Genomic DNA, 16,192 nt, shown 5'->3' on the forward strand with positions numbered 1-16,192 from the left:
CATAATGCTTGTCAGTTCTGTGCTGTCCTGACTGCGTTGTGCCTTAGTGTTGCCATAAGATCACGCGATCAATGATCGCATGCCCTAACAACTTGCTGCGACGGCAGAGGGCCAGTGAGACCATCGTTACAAGCATAGATAAACTCTGTGACTGGACGAAACGAACACGGCATCCAGCGTGACCGCTTCAAGTAGAAAAGGGAAATAAAAACATCAGTTGGTCCCATCCAAGGAGAGCAGGTTATGGGTTTATTGGCACGTCTTTTCTCTACAGCACCACATCATCCGACGCAACCAGCGGAGGTTAAGCCAGACCCGCTGATGCAATCTCCGGTAACCACCGAGACGACGGCATTACAGCCAGAACCACAGGTTGCGCCTTATCAAACTGACCTTGCGCTCACCACGCCAGAGTCAGACCTCACACCCCAAGTCAATCAAGCTTTTGTTCAGGTGATTCGTGAACATCTGGCACTGTTGGAATGTGAGCCCAACGGCACGATTTGCTATGCCAGTGATGCGTTTGCTCATCTCTGTCGGGTATCGGCTGAAGCGATGGTCGGAGCGGATTTTGCGAACTTATGGCGCACTCATCAGCAGCCATCTGTGCAGCGCTTGCTGCAGGATGCTAAAAAAGGACACCCTGTTTCTGCCGAATTACAGCTCAGCCGCTCGCAAGAGGCAATCTGGATAAAAGCGGATCTGTATCCCATCAAGGCGATAAACGGTCAATTACAAAACGTGGTGGTACTGTTGCAAGATATCACTGCGGCCAAGCTGGAAAAAATTGACCGTAGTGGTCAAATGAATGCGGTCAATCTCACCCAAGCCGTGATTGAATTTACGCTCGATGGCACCATTCTGACTGCAAATCAGAATTTTCTGCAAACGGTGGGCTATCAGTTGGATGAGATCCAAGGGCGGCACCACAGCATGTTTGTTGATGAGCAGTATAAACAGAGTCAAGAGTACCAACATTTCTGGCAGCGTTTGCGCTCCGGCGAATTCTTTGTCGACGAATACAAACGTTTCGGCAAAGGGGGGAAAGAGATCTGGATCCAAGCCAGCTATAACCCGATTATGGACAGCGAGGGTAAACCGTATAAGGTTGTCAAATATGCCACCAACGTGACTCAGCGTAAGATGGTGGTCAATGAAGTCAAACGCGTCATGACGGCGCTCTCCAGCGGCGATCTCAGTGCACAACTCACGCATCCTTTTGAAGGTGAATTTGCTGAGCTCGGTGAGGTGATCAGTCAATTCATTGTCACATTGCGTCAAATCATTACTGACATCAACAGCGTCGCCGCGACCATCAAGCTAGCAGCGACGGAGATTTCCAATGGCAATACCGACCTCTCTAGCCGAACCGAGCAACAAGCCTCCAATCTGGAGCAAACGGCCTCCAGCATGGAAGAGCTAAACAGCACGGTGCGACAAAACTCGGATAACGCCATGCAGGCGAACATCCTTGCGGGTAAAGCCACGGAAATCGCCGCCAGCGGTGGAGAACTGATTGAGCAAGTGGTAGTGACTATGGCCTCGATTAACGAATCCGCGCAAAAGATCGCCGATATTATAGGTGTGATCGATGGTATTGCTTTCCAAACCAATATTCTGGCACTCAATGCTGCGGTAGAGGCCGCTAGAGCCGGTGAACAAGGCCGCGGATTTTCCGTAGTCGCCTCCGAAGTACGCTCACTCGCACAGCGCTCAGCCAATGCAGCGAAAGATATTAAGGCGCTCATCTCAGATTCCGTGAGTAAAATCAGCAATGGGAATGAATTGGTGGATCGCTCCGGCAGCACCATGAAAGACATAGTCGTGTCGATCAAGCGAGTCCATGATTTGATGGCCGATATCGCCTCAGCGTCAGCCGAGCAGGCAACGGGGATCAATGAAGTGAACCAAGCAGTCAATCAGATGGATGAGATGACCCAACAAAATGCCGCACTCGTCGAAGAGGCAGCCGCGGCTTCAGAAAGCCTATTAGCACAGGCCGAGCAGCTCTATGACCATGTCGCTATGTTCAGATTGCCAGATCAGGACACGAGCGCCCCATCACTGTTGAAAGCGGTCAATAAGCGCCCGCAATCCGCACCAGTGACTCGACATCCGGCCAGCCACATCGCTAAAACGCCAGCAAAAATCACGGCCAAAGCCAGCTCGAGGGCACAACCCGTTATGCAGGTCGCGCACGATGAAGAATGGGAGAGTTTTTGAGCCTGGGTTGGATGAAACCATGATGCAGCAGACATCGATACTCTGAGAGTAAAAAAGCGGCAACCGCCGCTTTTTTGTTTACTGACTCGTCGCTGAGCGATGCACCCAACACAATCCGATTATTGGTAGATGTATTTCGTAAACAGCAGATCCGCGATCACAGTACGCCCTACCTCTGGCAACAGGATGTTGTTGAGGCGATTGACAAGCGACTTACGCAAATCCTCACGGCCCGCTAAGGATTTGATGGTGTCTTCGGTTTGCTTACCGAGCAGCTCAACCACGGCATCACGAATCAAAGGTTGATGCTGCTCCACAACGGGGAGATCTGCAGCATTGGCGACCATAATATCGATCCGTACTTGGATATAACCCAATTTGTTACCTTTGGTAAAAAAATTGGTGGTGAGATCAGGTTCTAAAGTGAAATAAGCCAACTGAGGTACAGCAGATTTCTCTTCCGCATGGCTATGGAAAGGAACAATGAAGCTCAAAGCGAGCATTATTTGGACGACGTAACGTTTTAGCATATTTCTGTCTGCTCTTTATTCTGTTCGCAATACTCGAACCGCCGGAGTCTTGTTACAATAGAGCATCCATTTGGTAAATAAAATGCTTTCCGCGTTCGAACTCTTTGGTTTGGAATCAAAATCTGAGCTTTATTGTATACCCAAACTCGGTGGTATTGCAGGTAGCTAGGGTAATCGGGTAAAGCGTCAAATTGAATAATAGTATGAATCAATTAACTTCGCTCTATTTAGCCGCACTGAATCGCGTCACTTGGCAACAGCCTGATGACATTGAATTTCCAGCCCCTTTAGCTCAGCAATGGCTACTCGAACAAGGCTCTCTTTCGCGCCGAATGGCGACGCAGTGTGAGCATCTGACCGTAGATTTATTAAGTAACCAAATCATGCTGGCGGACACCCTGAGCTATGATGAAACTCAACTGCTCGCCTCTGAAGAGTATCTTCTACGCCAAGTGATTATTTATGGCGACCAACAACCTTGGGTATTTGGCCATACTTTGATCCCTCGCTCATCCATGCACAATCAGCCGTTTGATTTCACCCAACAAGGGAAAATTCCACTAGGTCTCACCGTATTTAGTGCGGATAATGTTAAGCGAGATGCACTGCAAGTTGGCTGGGTAGAGACAGAACTCGGACGACTATTAGCCCGTCGCTCTCGCTTATGGATGAACAACAAACCCATGTTAGTGACGGAGCTGTTTCTCGCCACATCCCCGATTTACTCTAAGGAGAGAGTGTAAATGACCGCTGTAAAAGCGCGCGCTTACTGGCAACTGATGCGCATGGATCGCCCGATTGGCTCCCTACTCTTACTTTGGCCTACTCTGTGGGCGCTGCTTTTAGCCGCTCAAGGCTTGCCGGATCTTCGCGTCTTAGTCGTGTTTGTGTTAGGGGTTTTTTTAATGCGCTCGGCTGGGTGTGTGATCAACGATTACGCCGACCGCCATGTCGATGGCCATGTGAAGCGCACGAGCCAACGTCCATTGCCCGCAGGGTTAGTTTCGGCCAAAGAAGCCTTACTGTTATTTGTTCTTCTTGCTGTCAGCTCGTTCTTACTCGTGTTGACTATGAATACCCTAACTATCCAGCTCTCTTTTATCGGTATTCTGTTAGCCTTTGTTTACCCGTTTATGAAGCGCTTCACTCACCTGCCTCAACTGGTGCTTGGCCTCGCGTTCAGTTGGTCGATTCCTATGGCTTGGGCTGCTCAAGCAAATACGCTGACTCCACAAGTCTGGGTACTGTTTTTGATTAATGCGTTATGGACGATTGCTTACGACACTCAATACGCCATGGTCGACCGAGATGATGATGTGAAAATTGGCATCAAATCGACCGCGATCTTATTCGGGCGTTGGGATAAACGCATCATTGGCCTACTGCAATTGGCCACTTTGAGTTTACTGGTCGCTCTAGGCCAAGGTTTAGCGCTTGGCACCAGTTACTACTGGGGTCTACTGATCGCAGCGGGGCTGTTTGCTTACCAACAACATTTGATCCGTTATCGCGAACGTATGCCTTGTTTTCAGGCGTTTTTAAATAACAACTATGTAGGAATGGCCATCACCGCAGGCATTCTGCTCAGCGTTTGGTAATCCCAGCTTAAGGCAAAAGAAAAGGCATCCGCAGGATGCCTTTTTCATTCGGTTCGATTGGCTAGAACACAATCGTTACGCGTCAACCTGACACAAGCTTTCTTGAATCGTCATGCGCACTTCTGGGTAGATCAGCGCATAAAGCTGGCGAGAGAGCGGCTTCGCTGTTTCTAATACGCAACGCCCCTGATCATCGAGATATCCCTGCTCTTGCAACGTCACGAATAGCGAAGCAAATACCCCTTTGTCAAAGAACTCAGGCGCATTAATGCCATGCAAACGACCAAGACGCTGCGCCACTTCCTGACTCTTCTCTTCCAGCTCTGCTTTACCCAAATGTGGGCAGCTCACCAGCAGGTTCAGCGCAATCGCATAACGCTGCAGTGTTTCGGAGATAATGCGCCCCAGCAGCATCAGCACTTGAGTTTGCGCTTGATTCAGGGTGACGGTTTTCCCTTCCACCGTGACCAAACCTTGGCGTGCTAGCTCTGCCACATAACGCAGTACCAGATCGTTGAGTTCTTCTGCCTCAAAACGCAAAAACAGCTCTTGTTTCAGGAAAGGATAGATTTGTGCAACGGTCGCTTGCACCTTTTCCAGCGATACGCTTTGCTGACGAATCAACAACTGAGCGATCAGCGATGGCAGAGCCAACAGGTGGATAATGTTGTTGCGATAATAAGTCATCAGGATCGATTGGTTGCGATCCAGCGAAATAATGTCGCCCATGGTATCGGTTTCCACCACAAACTTATCCAACGACTCCGCATGTTCAACCAGCTTTTCTGCACTCTCACTCGGCAGCGTTGATGTGGCTGAATACGGCACATTGCGCAGCAGCGATAAGTAACAATCCACCTGCTTAATCAGGTTGTCACGCGCCAAGGCACGCTGACGGGAAGCCAGCAGCGCCGTCGCACACAAGGTCATCGCATTCACTGCCGCGGCATCGTTGATGTGTGTCATCATACGGGTCGCGAGTTTATTCACCGTTGGCGTCATCCATTGCGGCTTGCTCTCGCCCATCGGGTCAATATCTTGCGTCCATTGCGGTACGGTTTCATTCAAAAACTGGTTGAGTGGGATCGGCTCACCGAAGTTCACGTAACCTTGACCAAAATTGCGCAGCTTACGCAACGTGCGCAGCACTAAACCCGCATTCTCTTTCTCTTTACGTTTGCCGCGTAACTCTTTGGCGTAAGTACCTACTTCCATCACATGCTCATAGCCGATGTAGACTGGGACCAAAGTCACTGGACGATTCAGGCCACGCAACATAGCTTGAATGGTCATCGCCAACATGCCAGTTTTCGCTGGCAGCAAGCGACCGGTACGCGAGCGGCCACCTTCGCTGAAGTATTCCACCGAATAGCCTTTCGCAAACAACTCAGCAAGATATTCACGAAAAATCGTTGAATAAAGAGGCGCACCTTTAAAGCTGCGACGAATGAAGAACGCGCCGCCGCGGCGGAAAATCGGCCCGGCAGGGAAAAAGTTCAGGTTGATCCCAGCAGCAATATGCGGCGGCACCATGCCTTCATGATAAAGCACATAAGAAAGCAGTAAGTAATCCATATGGCTACGGTGACAAGGCACGTAGACAATCTCATGGCCATCTTGCGCCAAGCGACGCACGGTGGCCGCGTTATTGATGTTCAACCCTTGATAGATGCGGTTCCACAACCAACCTAAAATGCGATCGCCTTTTTTCACCAGCGAATAGGAAAAATCCGCCGCGATCTCATCCAGAATGTCGTGCGCTTCTTTGCGCGCTTTCTCAAGCGGGATCTGTTTGGATTTCGCTTCGTCCGCAATCGCTTTTTCAATCGCAGGAGAGTTCATCAAGCGGGCAAACAGTTGTGCTCGCTGCGGCAAATTGGGGCCTGACGCCGCCAGTTTTTGCCGTGAGAAGTGAATGCGTGCTACACGAGCCAATTTGTGCGCGATCGAGGCATCAGTGCCGTGGGTATCCGCCATGTAACGCATCGACACCACAGGGCTAAAACGCACCAAGCAGTCACGGCCAGAAGCCAAAACGGCCAGCGCTTTCTCCGGACCATTCAACGCTTGCAAATAGGGTCTTTCTTGCCCTTCTTTGCCCGGTTTACGTCCCCACAAAACCGTTGCTGGAATCACCTGCACATCCAACTCACTGTCGAGCTTATGTTCGGTCAGCAGCTCAGAAAACAGCGCAATAGAGTCACTCGGCACATGTTGATCGCTACTCAGCAGCGTTGGGCGCGAAGCAATAAACACATAGCGCTGGAAAGCTTTGCCATTCAGCATCAAAGGCTCTAAAGGGTCAGGCAGCCCAGCTTCTTTGGCATGTGTTTGCAACGTCAGCAAGTCGACGTTGGAGCGAAACGGTAAGGCGTAAATCACCGGTTTATGAGTATCGATATCCAGATCTTGGATCGGATTAGACGGAATCGCCGTCCCTTTCACCAGCACCGACATCGGCAACTTCAGTAGTGAACGGGATAATAGGTGTCCTGAAGACATAGAGTTCAAAGCCTCAAGATTCTTGAAATAAGCGCGACAGTACGTCTGCTTTCACGGCCAACGCGAGAGCTCACCATCGTGCGGTATCGTTTTTTGCGCGCCAAGAATACCAGAAACTGGTCAAACCTTTTAATTTAATTGCTTACATGCGCAGCATTTCCGAGTGAAATGGGAGGCAGCCATACCGTCTTTGAAGCCATTATGGAGGACGCAATCCAGTGGCTAACTTCACAATCACACAAAAAACAAGCAATTGGCTTTGCAATTCTCATTGCACTGGATATACTCACAGTCAACTGTATAAAAAGACAGGTGACTCATGAAGCCGTTAACCCCTCGCCAACAAGAAGTGTTTGATCTGATCAAAAGTAAGATCGATGAAACCGGAATGCCCCCAACCCGCGCCGAAATTGCTAAAGAGCTGGGTTTTCGTTCGGCCAATGCGGCTGAAGAACACCTCAAAGCACTGGCTCGTAAACAAGTGATTGAAATGGTGCCCGGAGCCTCACGCGGGATCCGCATCCTCGTCGATAACGCCGCAAACGAAGAAGAAGCCGAAACTGGCTTGCCTTTGATTGGCCGCGTTGCCGCGGGTGAACCGATTCTTGCTCAAGAGCATGTGGAAGCACACTACCAAGTCGATCCAAGCATGTTCCGCCCGCAAGCCGATTTTCTGCTGCGTGTACATGGCGAAAGTATGAAGAACATCGGCATCCTCGATGGTGACTTACTTGCTGTGCACAAAACACAAGATGTACGCAACGGCCAAGTCGTGGTGGCGCGCGTAGAAGATGACGTCACGGTGAAACGTCTGGAACGCAAAGGTTCCAAAGTTTTCCTGCATGCGGAAAATGAAGAGTTTGCGCCAATCGAAGTCGATTTAGCCGCGCAATCGCTCACCATTGAAGGCATTGCAGTCGGCGTCATTCGCAACAGCACTTGGATGTAAGGATTGTTGAGATAAATTCTCAACAACTTGCCTTCTTATTTGAGATTCATTATCATCTTCCTATCCCAGCATAGGAAGATGAGCATGCGCCACTCAGATTCACCCACCTCAGACCCATACCAAGTTCCTGCGAATTTGGTTCAGCCACTTTGGCTGCGCAGCCGAGAAAGCTTGGTCGATAATGGCTTGGTGTATGATCCGATTGCCGCCAATGCTTGTCGTCGTTGCGCTTTAGCGCAAGACTGCCTGACGGGCGATATCGCTCAAAAGCAGTTACTGCATGTCACGCTAACTCAGCTTTGTGACCAACAAGTTCGCCACTTTCTTGATACTCATCCTGATGGCTGGATCATTAATGTCGGTGCAGGCCTCGACACCCGTTTTTATCGAGTAGATAACGGCCGCTGCCACTGGATTGAGTGGGATATCACTGAAAACCTGTTATGGCGTGAGAAGCTATTTCACCGTAGTGAGCGCTATCAACTGGTGTGTGGTGATGTGATGCAACCACAAGGACTTGCCGAACTGCCGATCCCTGAATTCGCTCCTGTGCTGTTGGTCTGTGAACATGCCTTGCTCGATTGCGATGCTCAGCAAGTGGCGCGTTTCGTGCGCTCTATCGGATTGCATTTTGCCAAAGCCAGCGCCTGCCTTGTGGTGGCGGGAGATAAAACCTCTAGCTATCTAGGCCAAAAACTGGGCTGTGAAGCTTATGCCCACGGGTTTACCTGCGCAGGTGATGCCATCATCAATTGCTTGCCGTGGGCGAAATCGGTACGCACATTTTCCCCACTGGATCGCCATTGTGATCGCTGGAAATTTTGGCAACGCGCGATTGCACGCTCCGGCATTTACAAAACACGCTTAACCCCTGTTGTTGTTAACCTAGATTGGTAACCCGCCATCTCGGTCATGTCATAGCCCAACCATCCCCACTCAGTTACACTAACCACAAGTCGTTACTGAGGTGTTCTGTGTGTCACTGATTTTGCAAACGTTGAAACAACCAAATGTGCATCGCCAAGTGCTGGCGATCGCGCTGCCTATGGTGCTGTCTAACATTACCGTTCCACTGCTCGGCTTGGTCGATGCTGCGGTGATCGGTCATCTCGAACACGCTTGGTATTTAGGCGGCGTGGCACTCGGCAGCACTATGATTAGCGTGACATTCTGGCTGCTCGGCTTTTTACGCATGTCGACCACAGGCTTGACCGCCCAAGCGCACGGTGCGCAAAATTCACAGCAGCTTGCTCGAGTTTTACTGCAAGGCAGCGTCATTGCACTGGGTTTAGCCGCACTGTTTTTACTGTTTCATCGCCCTGTCGCCGAACTGATTTTTCACTTCAGCGATGCCAGCAGCGAAGTCAAAACCTACGCTGAAACATATTTCTACCTTCGTGCTTGGAGTGCTCCAGCCGCACTCCTTAACTTTGTGCTATTGGGCTGGTTACTCGGTACGCAAAATGCCCGCGCCCCGATGTGGATGGTGATCATTACCAACCTGACCAATATTGTGCTCGATCTACTGTTGGTACTCGGGCTTGGGCTGAAAGTCGAAGGAGCCGCCATTGCGTCGGTTATCGCCGATTATGCTGGTCTCTTGTTTGGCCTCCTGTGCGTGGCGCGTTACTGGCGGCAGCATCAGCTCCCAGCCCCTTTCTCTTTCATCCCCTCTCTCAGCAAAGAGCTTTCCCGTTTAGTGGCGCTCAATCGTGACATCTTCCTCCGCTCACTCTGCCTGCAAGCCGTATTTAGCTTTATGACCTTTCAAGGCACAGCGTTAGGAGATGACATCGTCGCTGCTAATGCGGTGCTGATGAGCTTTTTGATGATGATTTCCTATGGCATGGATGGATTTGCCTACGCGATGGAAGCCATGGTCGGTAAAGCAATTGGTGCCAAGGATGATCGCCAACTGCGTACTGCCATGATTAGCAGTACCTTTTGGGCTACCATGATCTGTTTGCTGTTAAGCCTGATCTTCTTAGGTTTTGGATCGGATCTGATCCAGATGATCACTAACATTCCGAGCGTTCAAGCAACGGCGGAACATTATCTGCCTTGGCTGGTCGCCATGCCATTAATCGCCGTGTGGTGTTTTCTATTGGATGGTGTGTTTATCGGCGCGACCAAAGGCAAAGAGATGCGAAATAGCATGGCTGTTTCGGCCGTAGCGTTCTTTGCCATTTACGGGTTCATGACACACTACGGTAATCACGCTCTGTGGCTAGCCATGCTCAGCTTTATGGCACTGCGTGGTTTTACCTTAGGGGCTACCTTTTATACTCAATGGCGCGCGGGGACTTTTTTACCGGCTCGCTTTTCCATTTAAACCACCTCCGATCGTTTAAGTAGCAGCTGTTTAGATATCGCCATCCCGAAACATAGCAAAGCCCGCTGGCAGGTAAAACACCGAGCCAGCAGGCGCTTACCTCAACTAATCAAAAGGCTGAGGCTTAGGTGTATTATCGTTGGATGGCGGTAAAATGGGTAAAGCAAAGCTTGGTTGCTCTCCTGTTAAGGTATGCAAGAAAGCCACTATCTTACCGTTTTCATCATCGGTAAATTTACGCCCTAGCTGTAAACGCCCCATGATATCCACAGCGTCTTTAAGCGTGGCCGCTTCTCCGTCATGGAAGTAGGGATACGTTAACGCCACATTGCGCAGTGTCGGGACTTTAAATTTAAAGCGATCGGCGTCAGCGCCGGTTACCGCACTGAGTCCTTCGACTTTATTGTTGGTTTGATACGGTTCAATCAAACCCATTTTTTGGAACGAATTGCCACCTAACGCACTGCCGTTATGACAAGCCACGCAGCCCGAGTTTTTAAACAATTCATAGCCTGCCAGCTCTTGAGCCGTTATCGCGCTATCATCCCCCATTAACCATTGGTCAAAACGTGAGTATGGGGTCACTAAGGTCTTTTCAAACTCCGCAATCGCTTCAGTCACTTGATCGATATCGAGGGTTGGCTTACCAAACACTAGACGAAACTCACTCACGTAAGCTGGGATTGATTGCAACACATCAATGGCTAACGTATGCGTAAAAGCCATTTCACCCGGATTGGCAATCGGCCCACCCGCCTGCTCTTTCAGATCGGCCGCTCGACCATCCCAAAATTGGGCGATATTCAAACTGGAATTGAGCACAGTCGGTGAGTTGATTGGACCTTGTTGCCAGTTATGACCGATGGACGTTTTTAAGTTATCACTGCCGCCCATGCTCAAGTTATGGCATGAGTTACACGAGATAAACCCTGACTTGGATAAGCGCGGATCAAAGTACAGTTTTTTACCCAACTCGGCTTTTCCAATGTGGATTTCCTGCGCAGGTAAAATGGGGGAAACAGGTTCGTTTCTTGGCGATGCCGCAAAAGCATACCCAGCGAGGGAGAGGGATATCGCTAAGCTCAGCGAGGTAAGAACGACTTTCATAATGGCTTCCTTGTTTTATGTTATTGGTTTTATTGTGGCTTTACGTTGCTGACATGTGTTACGGCTCCTGATGTGCAACTGAATCTATGCTCTAAGCGTTTACGAATCGCTTTAAATTAGAGCCTGCTTATATGAATAGTAGAAATTCGCCGCGGTGCGAACACTAACCAAGATAGATTTGCTTTAAATCAAAGATGGCGATGACAACATCATCAAAAAGCGAAGTCGGTCAAACTTTGTGCTGATCCAAAAACAAAGGGCACCGATAAGGTGCCCTTCTTGACTTTACGCAGCGCTCAAAGCACGGCTCTTTATTCTTCTTCCTCTTGTCCTTCATCGGCTTCATCACGGGTATAAAAACGAGCGAAGAACAAACCAACTTCAAACAACAAGCACATAGGTATGGCGAGTAGCGTTTGCGAAATCATATCCGGCGGCGTCAGTAACATACCAACTACAAACGCACCAACGATAATGTATGGACGCTTTTCCGATAGGCTTTTAGGCGTGGTTGCGCCCGTCCAGCACAGCAGAATGATCGCAACTGGCACTTCAAACGCGATACCAAAGGCTAGAAACAGCGCCAATACAAAATCGAGATAACTCGCGATATCGGTCGCGAACTCCACACCACCGAGTGAAATGGCGGTGAAAAATCCAAACACCAGCGGAAACACCACAAAATAGGCAAACGCGACACCGCAGTAAAACAGCAGCGAGCTAGAGACCAGCAGTGGGAAGATTAAACGCCGTTCGTGCTTATATAAACCGGGAGCCACAAAAGCCCACACCTGATACAAAATGAAAGGCACCGCGAGAAACACCGCGGCAATCAACGTCAGTTTTAAAGGCGTGAAAAAGGGTGAAGCCACATCGGTCGCAATCATGGTTGCGCCCGCGGGAAGTCGCTCGACTAGGGGTTTTGAGACAAACTCGTAAATTTCATTCGAGAAATAGATCAAGCCAATAAATATCACCACCACAGCCGCCACCGCTTTGAGTAGGCGATTACGCAGTTCCAACAAATGGCTGATCAAAGGTTGGGTCTGTTCAACGGAAGACATGCAAACCTCATGTAACAGATCAAAAAAGAGTTATCACATCAGTACTGAAACCTAGGATAACTCTTGATAAAGAGAGCTTAAAAAACGCTTATTCGGCCTTTTTTTCCGCCGGTTGCGACGCGCTATCGAGGCGAACATCGGGCTCTGTAGCCGAACTGGGGTTGCTACTGGTAGAGCTAGCTTCACTGCTCGGCGTTGCGGCGTAAGGACGCTGCACTTCCTGCGCGGCTTGCTTGAGTGATTCCACCGATTTTTGCAGTTCAGGAGATAAATTTTGCATCCCCATCTGCTCGGCTTTGCGCAGGTTTTCTTGCAACTCCTGCACTTTCAACTCATGCGCTAACTCATCCTTCACGCTATTGGCCATGCTTTTCGCTGCAGAGACAAACTTTGCCACGCTGCGAATCGCATGGGGTAATCGCTCAGGGCCAAGCACCACCAGCGCCACAATAGCGATCAATACCAGTTCCCAAAAACCGATATCAAACACGACTTATGCCTGCTCTTTGTCTTTTTTCACTTCAGCAGACGCATTGGTTTTGGCCTGCTCAAGATTTTTGGTTTCGAAGTCAGCATCTTTCTGATTTGCTGCGCTGTTTGACTCTTCTTCCGACATGGCTTTCTTAAAGCCTTTGACCGCGCTGCCCAAATCACTGCCAATACCACGCAGTTTCTTAGTGCCAAACAGCAATACCACGATCACTGCAATGATAAGAAGTTGCCAAATACTGATACCACCCATCTCTTTTACCTCGGGTTATGTGTGAACAAATCTTCGAACTTATCGACGCGACAAGGCGCTTACTGGCGATAAGCTCGCCAACTCAATAGCCAACATAACACGCCAATGGTCGCGCTACCGATCGCTAAAGGTTCTAATTGGTTGGAGATCCATATCGCCGAGCATACGACTAATGTGGCTCCAACACCAAACAAAAACTTTCCCGTCCCTTGTTGGCGTTTGGATTGGCGATAACCTTGATAAAGATTATCTAAACGCTGATTCAAGTTACGACCTTGCTTTAAGCTGTCATACAACAATTCTGGCAGCTCAGGCATTTTTTCAAACCATAAGGGCGCACGCTCTTTCAATGCATGCAAGAAAGCTTGTGGCCCCACTTGGTTAGCCATCCACTTTTCTAAAAACGGTTTGGCGGTTTGCCATAAATCGAGTTGTGGGTAGAGCTGACGCCCCAAGCCTTCGACATACAGCAGTGTTTTTTGCAGCAAAACTAACTGCGGCTGCACTTCCATATTGAAGCGTCGCGCGGTGTTAAACAGATTCAGTAACACGTGACCAAATGAAATCTCACACAGCGGTTTGGCGAAAATCGGCTCACACACCATGCGGATCGCCACTTCAAACTCATCAACATTGGTATCCAGTGGTACCCAACCGGAATCGACGTGCAGTTGCGCTACGCGGCGATAGTCACGATTGAAGAAGGCGAGGAAGTTTTCGGCCAGATAGCGCTTATCTTCGCTATTCAGTGTCCCGACTATGCCGCAGTCCAAACCAATCCATTGCGGGTTTTCAGGATGGTTAGGATTGACGAACACGTTACCCGGATGCATATCCGCATGGAAGAAACTGTCGCGAAACACTTGGGTGAAAAACACACTCACGCCACGTTCCGCCAGTAACTTCATATTGGTACCGTTGGCATGAAGTCCTGCCAAGTCAGAAACTTGGATGCCGTATATTCGCTCAGAAACCATGACAGTTTCATTACAGAAATCAGTTAACACCTCAGGGACATACAACTCTTCGCTGTTTTCGAAGTTGCGGCGCAGCTGAATCGCATTGGCCGCTTCACGGCGCAGGTCCAACTCATCGAGCAAGGTTTTCTCGTATTCGCGTACCACTTCCACCGGTTTTAAGCGGCGTGCTTCCGGCAGCGCTTTAGCCACAATGCGTGCCACGCGATACATCAGCTTGATGTCGGCATCAATCTGCGGACGAATATCCGGACGAATCACTTTCAGCACCACATCACGACCATTACTCTTGAGCTTGGCGGTGTGTACTTGGGCTATCGACGCGGAAGCTAATGGTTTGATATCAAAGTCATCGAACCAAGTTTCCAGCGGTGCACCGAGTTCTTCTTCAATCAATTGCTTGGCTTGTAGGCCATCAAACGGCGCAACTTTATCTTGCAACATAGCCAAGGGATCGGCGATGTACGGCGGAAATAGGTCACGGCGAGTCGACATCATCTGCCCAAACTTGATCCACACCGGGCCAAGTTCTTGCAGTGCCAAACGTAAACGATCGCCTAACGCTTTATCGGCGTGTTGATTGCGCAGCCAAAAAAGAGATTTACGCGCCAGTAGCGGCGCTCGGGTCAGATGATGCTCTGGCAACAGCTCATCTAAGCCATATTCGAGTTGAACTTTAACTATCCGGTATAAACGTTTCAGCTCTGCAGGTTTCATGCTTTTTCCAGTAACTGGTTCAAACGCGCTTCTAAACGCGCAGCGTGACTTTTCACGTCATCCACTTGATCGCAAAAATAGGCAATTTCCAACGGTGGCGGCGCAATCCGCCACTCTTCAGTGAGCACCTGTGCCAAGTGGTTTTGATGCTTATGCGCTTGCTGTTTTAGCGCGCCGACGATGCTTTTCACACCATGCACGACACTGTGTGCCACCACATCACCCGTGATGCGCGATAACCACTCTTCCACATCCGGTTTGCAATCGGTCATCAGCTCGGAAAACTTCTGCGCCAGTTGGATATCGCCTTCCAGCTCTAGCTTATCTTGCTTGATCAACTGGGTAATATTGGCTTGCTCACGCAACTGAGGAAGAATCGAGAGGTTTAATGCCAGATAGCAATCCGGCTGGCCTTCAAAGCCGGTCATCACATCGATGCGCTGACTGAACACAAAGGTCAGGGATTGATTTAACTCTCGCAGATGCAGCGAAATCACTTTGCCTTTCAGGCGCAGCAGTTTGCGGCCTAACGCCGGATCATCGTTGATGAGCGTATTGAGCGTGGTTTCAATCACCGCGGTCAGCAAAGGAGACAGTGGCATGGTTGCAAGCAATGACATAGCAGCCCTTAAAATTTGTAACCACGATGCAGCGCCACAATGCCGCCGGTCAGGTTGTAATAAGTGGTTTGTTCAAAACCCGCCTCTTCCATCATGCCTTTTAGAGTCTCTTGATCCGGATGCATGCGGATCGACTCAGCAAGATAGCGATAGCTGTCTGCATCATTGGCAATCAGTTGCCCCATCTTAGGCAAAATATGGAACGAGTAAGTGTCATAAAGCTTAGACAGCGGCTCAAGGATCGGCTTAGAAAACTCCAGCACCAACAGGCGGCCGCCGGGTTTCAATACACGGAACATCGAACGCAGCGCTTTATCTTTGTCGGTCACGTTACGCAGACAGAAACTGATGGTGATGCAGTCAAAATAGTTGTCTGGGAAAGGCAGTTCTTCGGCGTTGGCTTGCACGTAATGCACATTACCGACCACGCCGCTGTCGCGCAGTTTATCGCGGCCAACATTGAGCATAGAGTTATTGATATCGGCCAAAATCACATGGCCTTTCTCGCCCACAATACGCGAGAATTTCGCGGTTAAATCGCCTGTACCGCCGCCCAAATCGAGAATGCGTTGTCCCGGACGTGCGCCTGAACAATCGATGGTAAAGCGCTTCCATAAACGGTGGATACCGCCCGACATCAGGTCATTCATGATGTCGTATTTGGCCGCAACCGAGTGAAACACTTGCGCGACTTTATGCACTTTTTCATCTTTACGTACGGTTTCAAACCCAAAGTGGGTCGTTTCCTGATTGTCTGTTGCAGAGTTTGCTAGCACGTTGGTGTCCGTCATTATTTTTCCTCTTTGGCCGTCATGACTGCGGCGACTGCGG

At 49.7% G+C, this 16,192-nt stretch carries 15 protein-coding genes; 6 read left to right on the forward strand and 9 right to left on the reverse strand.

What is annotated here, in order from left to right:
* Positions 1–243: 243 nt before the first annotated feature.
* Positions 244–2,223: a methyl-accepting chemotaxis protein gene (locus T411_RS0111315; protein WP_000523648.1), complete on the forward strand. Its 1,980-nt coding sequence runs from the start codon at positions 244–246 to the stop codon at positions 2,221–2,223.
* 119 nt (positions 2,224–2,342) lie between these two features.
* On the opposite strand, the gene T411_RS0111320 is transcribed toward T411_RS0111315, so the two are convergent.
* Positions 2,343–2,753, reverse strand: coding sequence for a flagellar basal body-associated protein FliL (locus T411_RS0111320; protein WP_000920145.1), 411 nt, complete (start codon positions 2,751–2,753; stop codon positions 2,343–2,345).
* Positions 2,754–2,956: 203 nt separating this feature from the next.
* Here T411_RS0111320 and T411_RS0111325 point away from each other — a divergent pair, with 203 nt between their 5' ends.
* Entirely contained in the window at positions 2,957–3,496 is a 540-nt protein-coding gene (locus tag T411_RS0111325) for a chorismate lyase (protein WP_001072873.1), read from the forward strand.
* A complete protein-coding gene (gene ubiA / locus T411_RS0111330) occupies positions 3,497–4,351 on the forward strand; it encodes a 4-hydroxybenzoate octaprenyltransferase (RefSeq protein ID WP_000127681.1) in 855 nt (284 codons plus the stop codon). It abuts the gene before it with no gap.
* Between the two features lie 75 nt (positions 4,352–4,426).
* Here the strand turns inward: ubiA and plsB are convergent, their stop codons facing one another.
* Positions 4,427–6,853, reverse strand: coding sequence for a glycerol-3-phosphate 1-O-acyltransferase PlsB (gene plsB / locus T411_RS0111335; protein ID WP_001907999.1), 2,427 nt, complete (start codon positions 6,851–6,853; stop codon positions 4,427–4,429).
* Positions 6,854–7,172: 319 nt separating this feature from the next.
* Between plsB and lexA the strand changes: the two genes are divergently transcribed.
* From lexA to dinF, 3 genes are all read left to right on the forward strand, one after another.
* Positions 7,173–7,802 (forward strand): transcriptional repressor LexA, encoded by a 630-nt coding sequence (gene lexA, locus T411_RS0111340; RefSeq protein WP_000803693.1) that lies wholly within the window; start codon positions 7,173–7,175, stop codon positions 7,800–7,802.
* A gap of 84 nt (positions 7,803–7,886) precedes the next feature.
* Entirely contained in the window at positions 7,887–8,699 is an 813-nt protein-coding gene (locus tag T411_RS0111345; RefSeq protein WP_001216392.1) for a class I SAM-dependent methyltransferase, read from the forward strand.
* 79 nt (positions 8,700–8,778) lie between these two features.
* A complete protein-coding gene (dinF, locus tag T411_RS0111350; protein ID WP_001911977.1) occupies positions 8,779–10,134 on the forward strand; it encodes an MATE family efflux transporter DinF in 1,356 nt (451 codons plus the stop codon).
* Between the two features lie 105 nt (positions 10,135–10,239).
* Here the strand turns inward: dinF and T411_RS0111355 are convergent, their stop codons facing one another.
* The 7 genes from T411_RS0111355 to ubiE form a co-directional block, all read right to left on the reverse strand.
* A complete protein-coding gene (locus T411_RS0111355; RefSeq protein WP_000869721.1) occupies positions 10,240–11,241 on the reverse strand; it encodes a cytochrome-c peroxidase in 1,002 nt (333 codons plus the stop codon).
* Between the two features lie 311 nt (positions 11,242–11,552).
* On the reverse strand, positions 11,553–12,305 hold the full coding sequence (gene tatC / locus T411_RS0111360) for a twin-arginine translocase subunit TatC (protein ID WP_000099888.1): 753 nt from the start codon (positions 12,303–12,305) through the stop codon (positions 11,553–11,555).
* 88 nt (positions 12,306–12,393) lie between these two features.
* Positions 12,394–12,795, reverse strand: a complete 402-nt coding sequence (tatB, locus tag T411_RS0111365; protein WP_000459621.1) for a Sec-independent protein translocase protein TatB — start codon at positions 12,793–12,795, stop codon at positions 12,394–12,396.
* A 3-nt stretch (positions 12,796–12,798) separates the two neighbouring features.
* Positions 12,799–13,047 (reverse strand): Sec-independent protein translocase subunit TatA, encoded by a 249-nt coding sequence (gene tatA / locus T411_RS0111370; protein WP_000508969.1) that lies wholly within the window; start codon positions 13,045–13,047, stop codon positions 12,799–12,801.
* 59 nt (positions 13,048–13,106) lie between these two features.
* Positions 13,107–14,741: a ubiquinone biosynthesis regulatory protein kinase UbiB gene (gene ubiB, locus T411_RS0111375; RefSeq protein WP_000801149.1), complete on the reverse strand. Its 1,635-nt coding sequence runs from the start codon at positions 14,739–14,741 to the stop codon at positions 13,107–13,109.
* On the reverse strand, positions 14,738–15,343 hold the full coding sequence (locus tag T411_RS0111380; protein ID WP_001918068.1) for a ubiquinone biosynthesis accessory factor UbiJ: 606 nt from the start codon (positions 15,341–15,343) through the stop codon (positions 14,738–14,740). Before T411_RS0111380 ends, ubiB begins: the two co-directional genes overlap by 4 nt.
* A 26-nt stretch (positions 15,344–15,369) precedes the next feature.
* A complete protein-coding gene (gene ubiE / locus T411_RS0111385; protein ID WP_000132703.1) occupies positions 15,370–16,152 on the reverse strand; it encodes a bifunctional demethylmenaquinone methyltransferase/2-methoxy-6-polyprenyl-1,4-benzoquinol methylase UbiE in 783 nt (260 codons plus the stop codon).
* Positions 16,153–16,192: the final 40 nt, after the last annotated feature.

The organism is Vibrio cholerae ATCC 14035, from assembly GCF_000621645.1.
Classification (GTDB): Bacteria; Pseudomonadota; Gammaproteobacteria; order Enterobacterales; family Vibrionaceae; genus Vibrio; species Vibrio cholerae.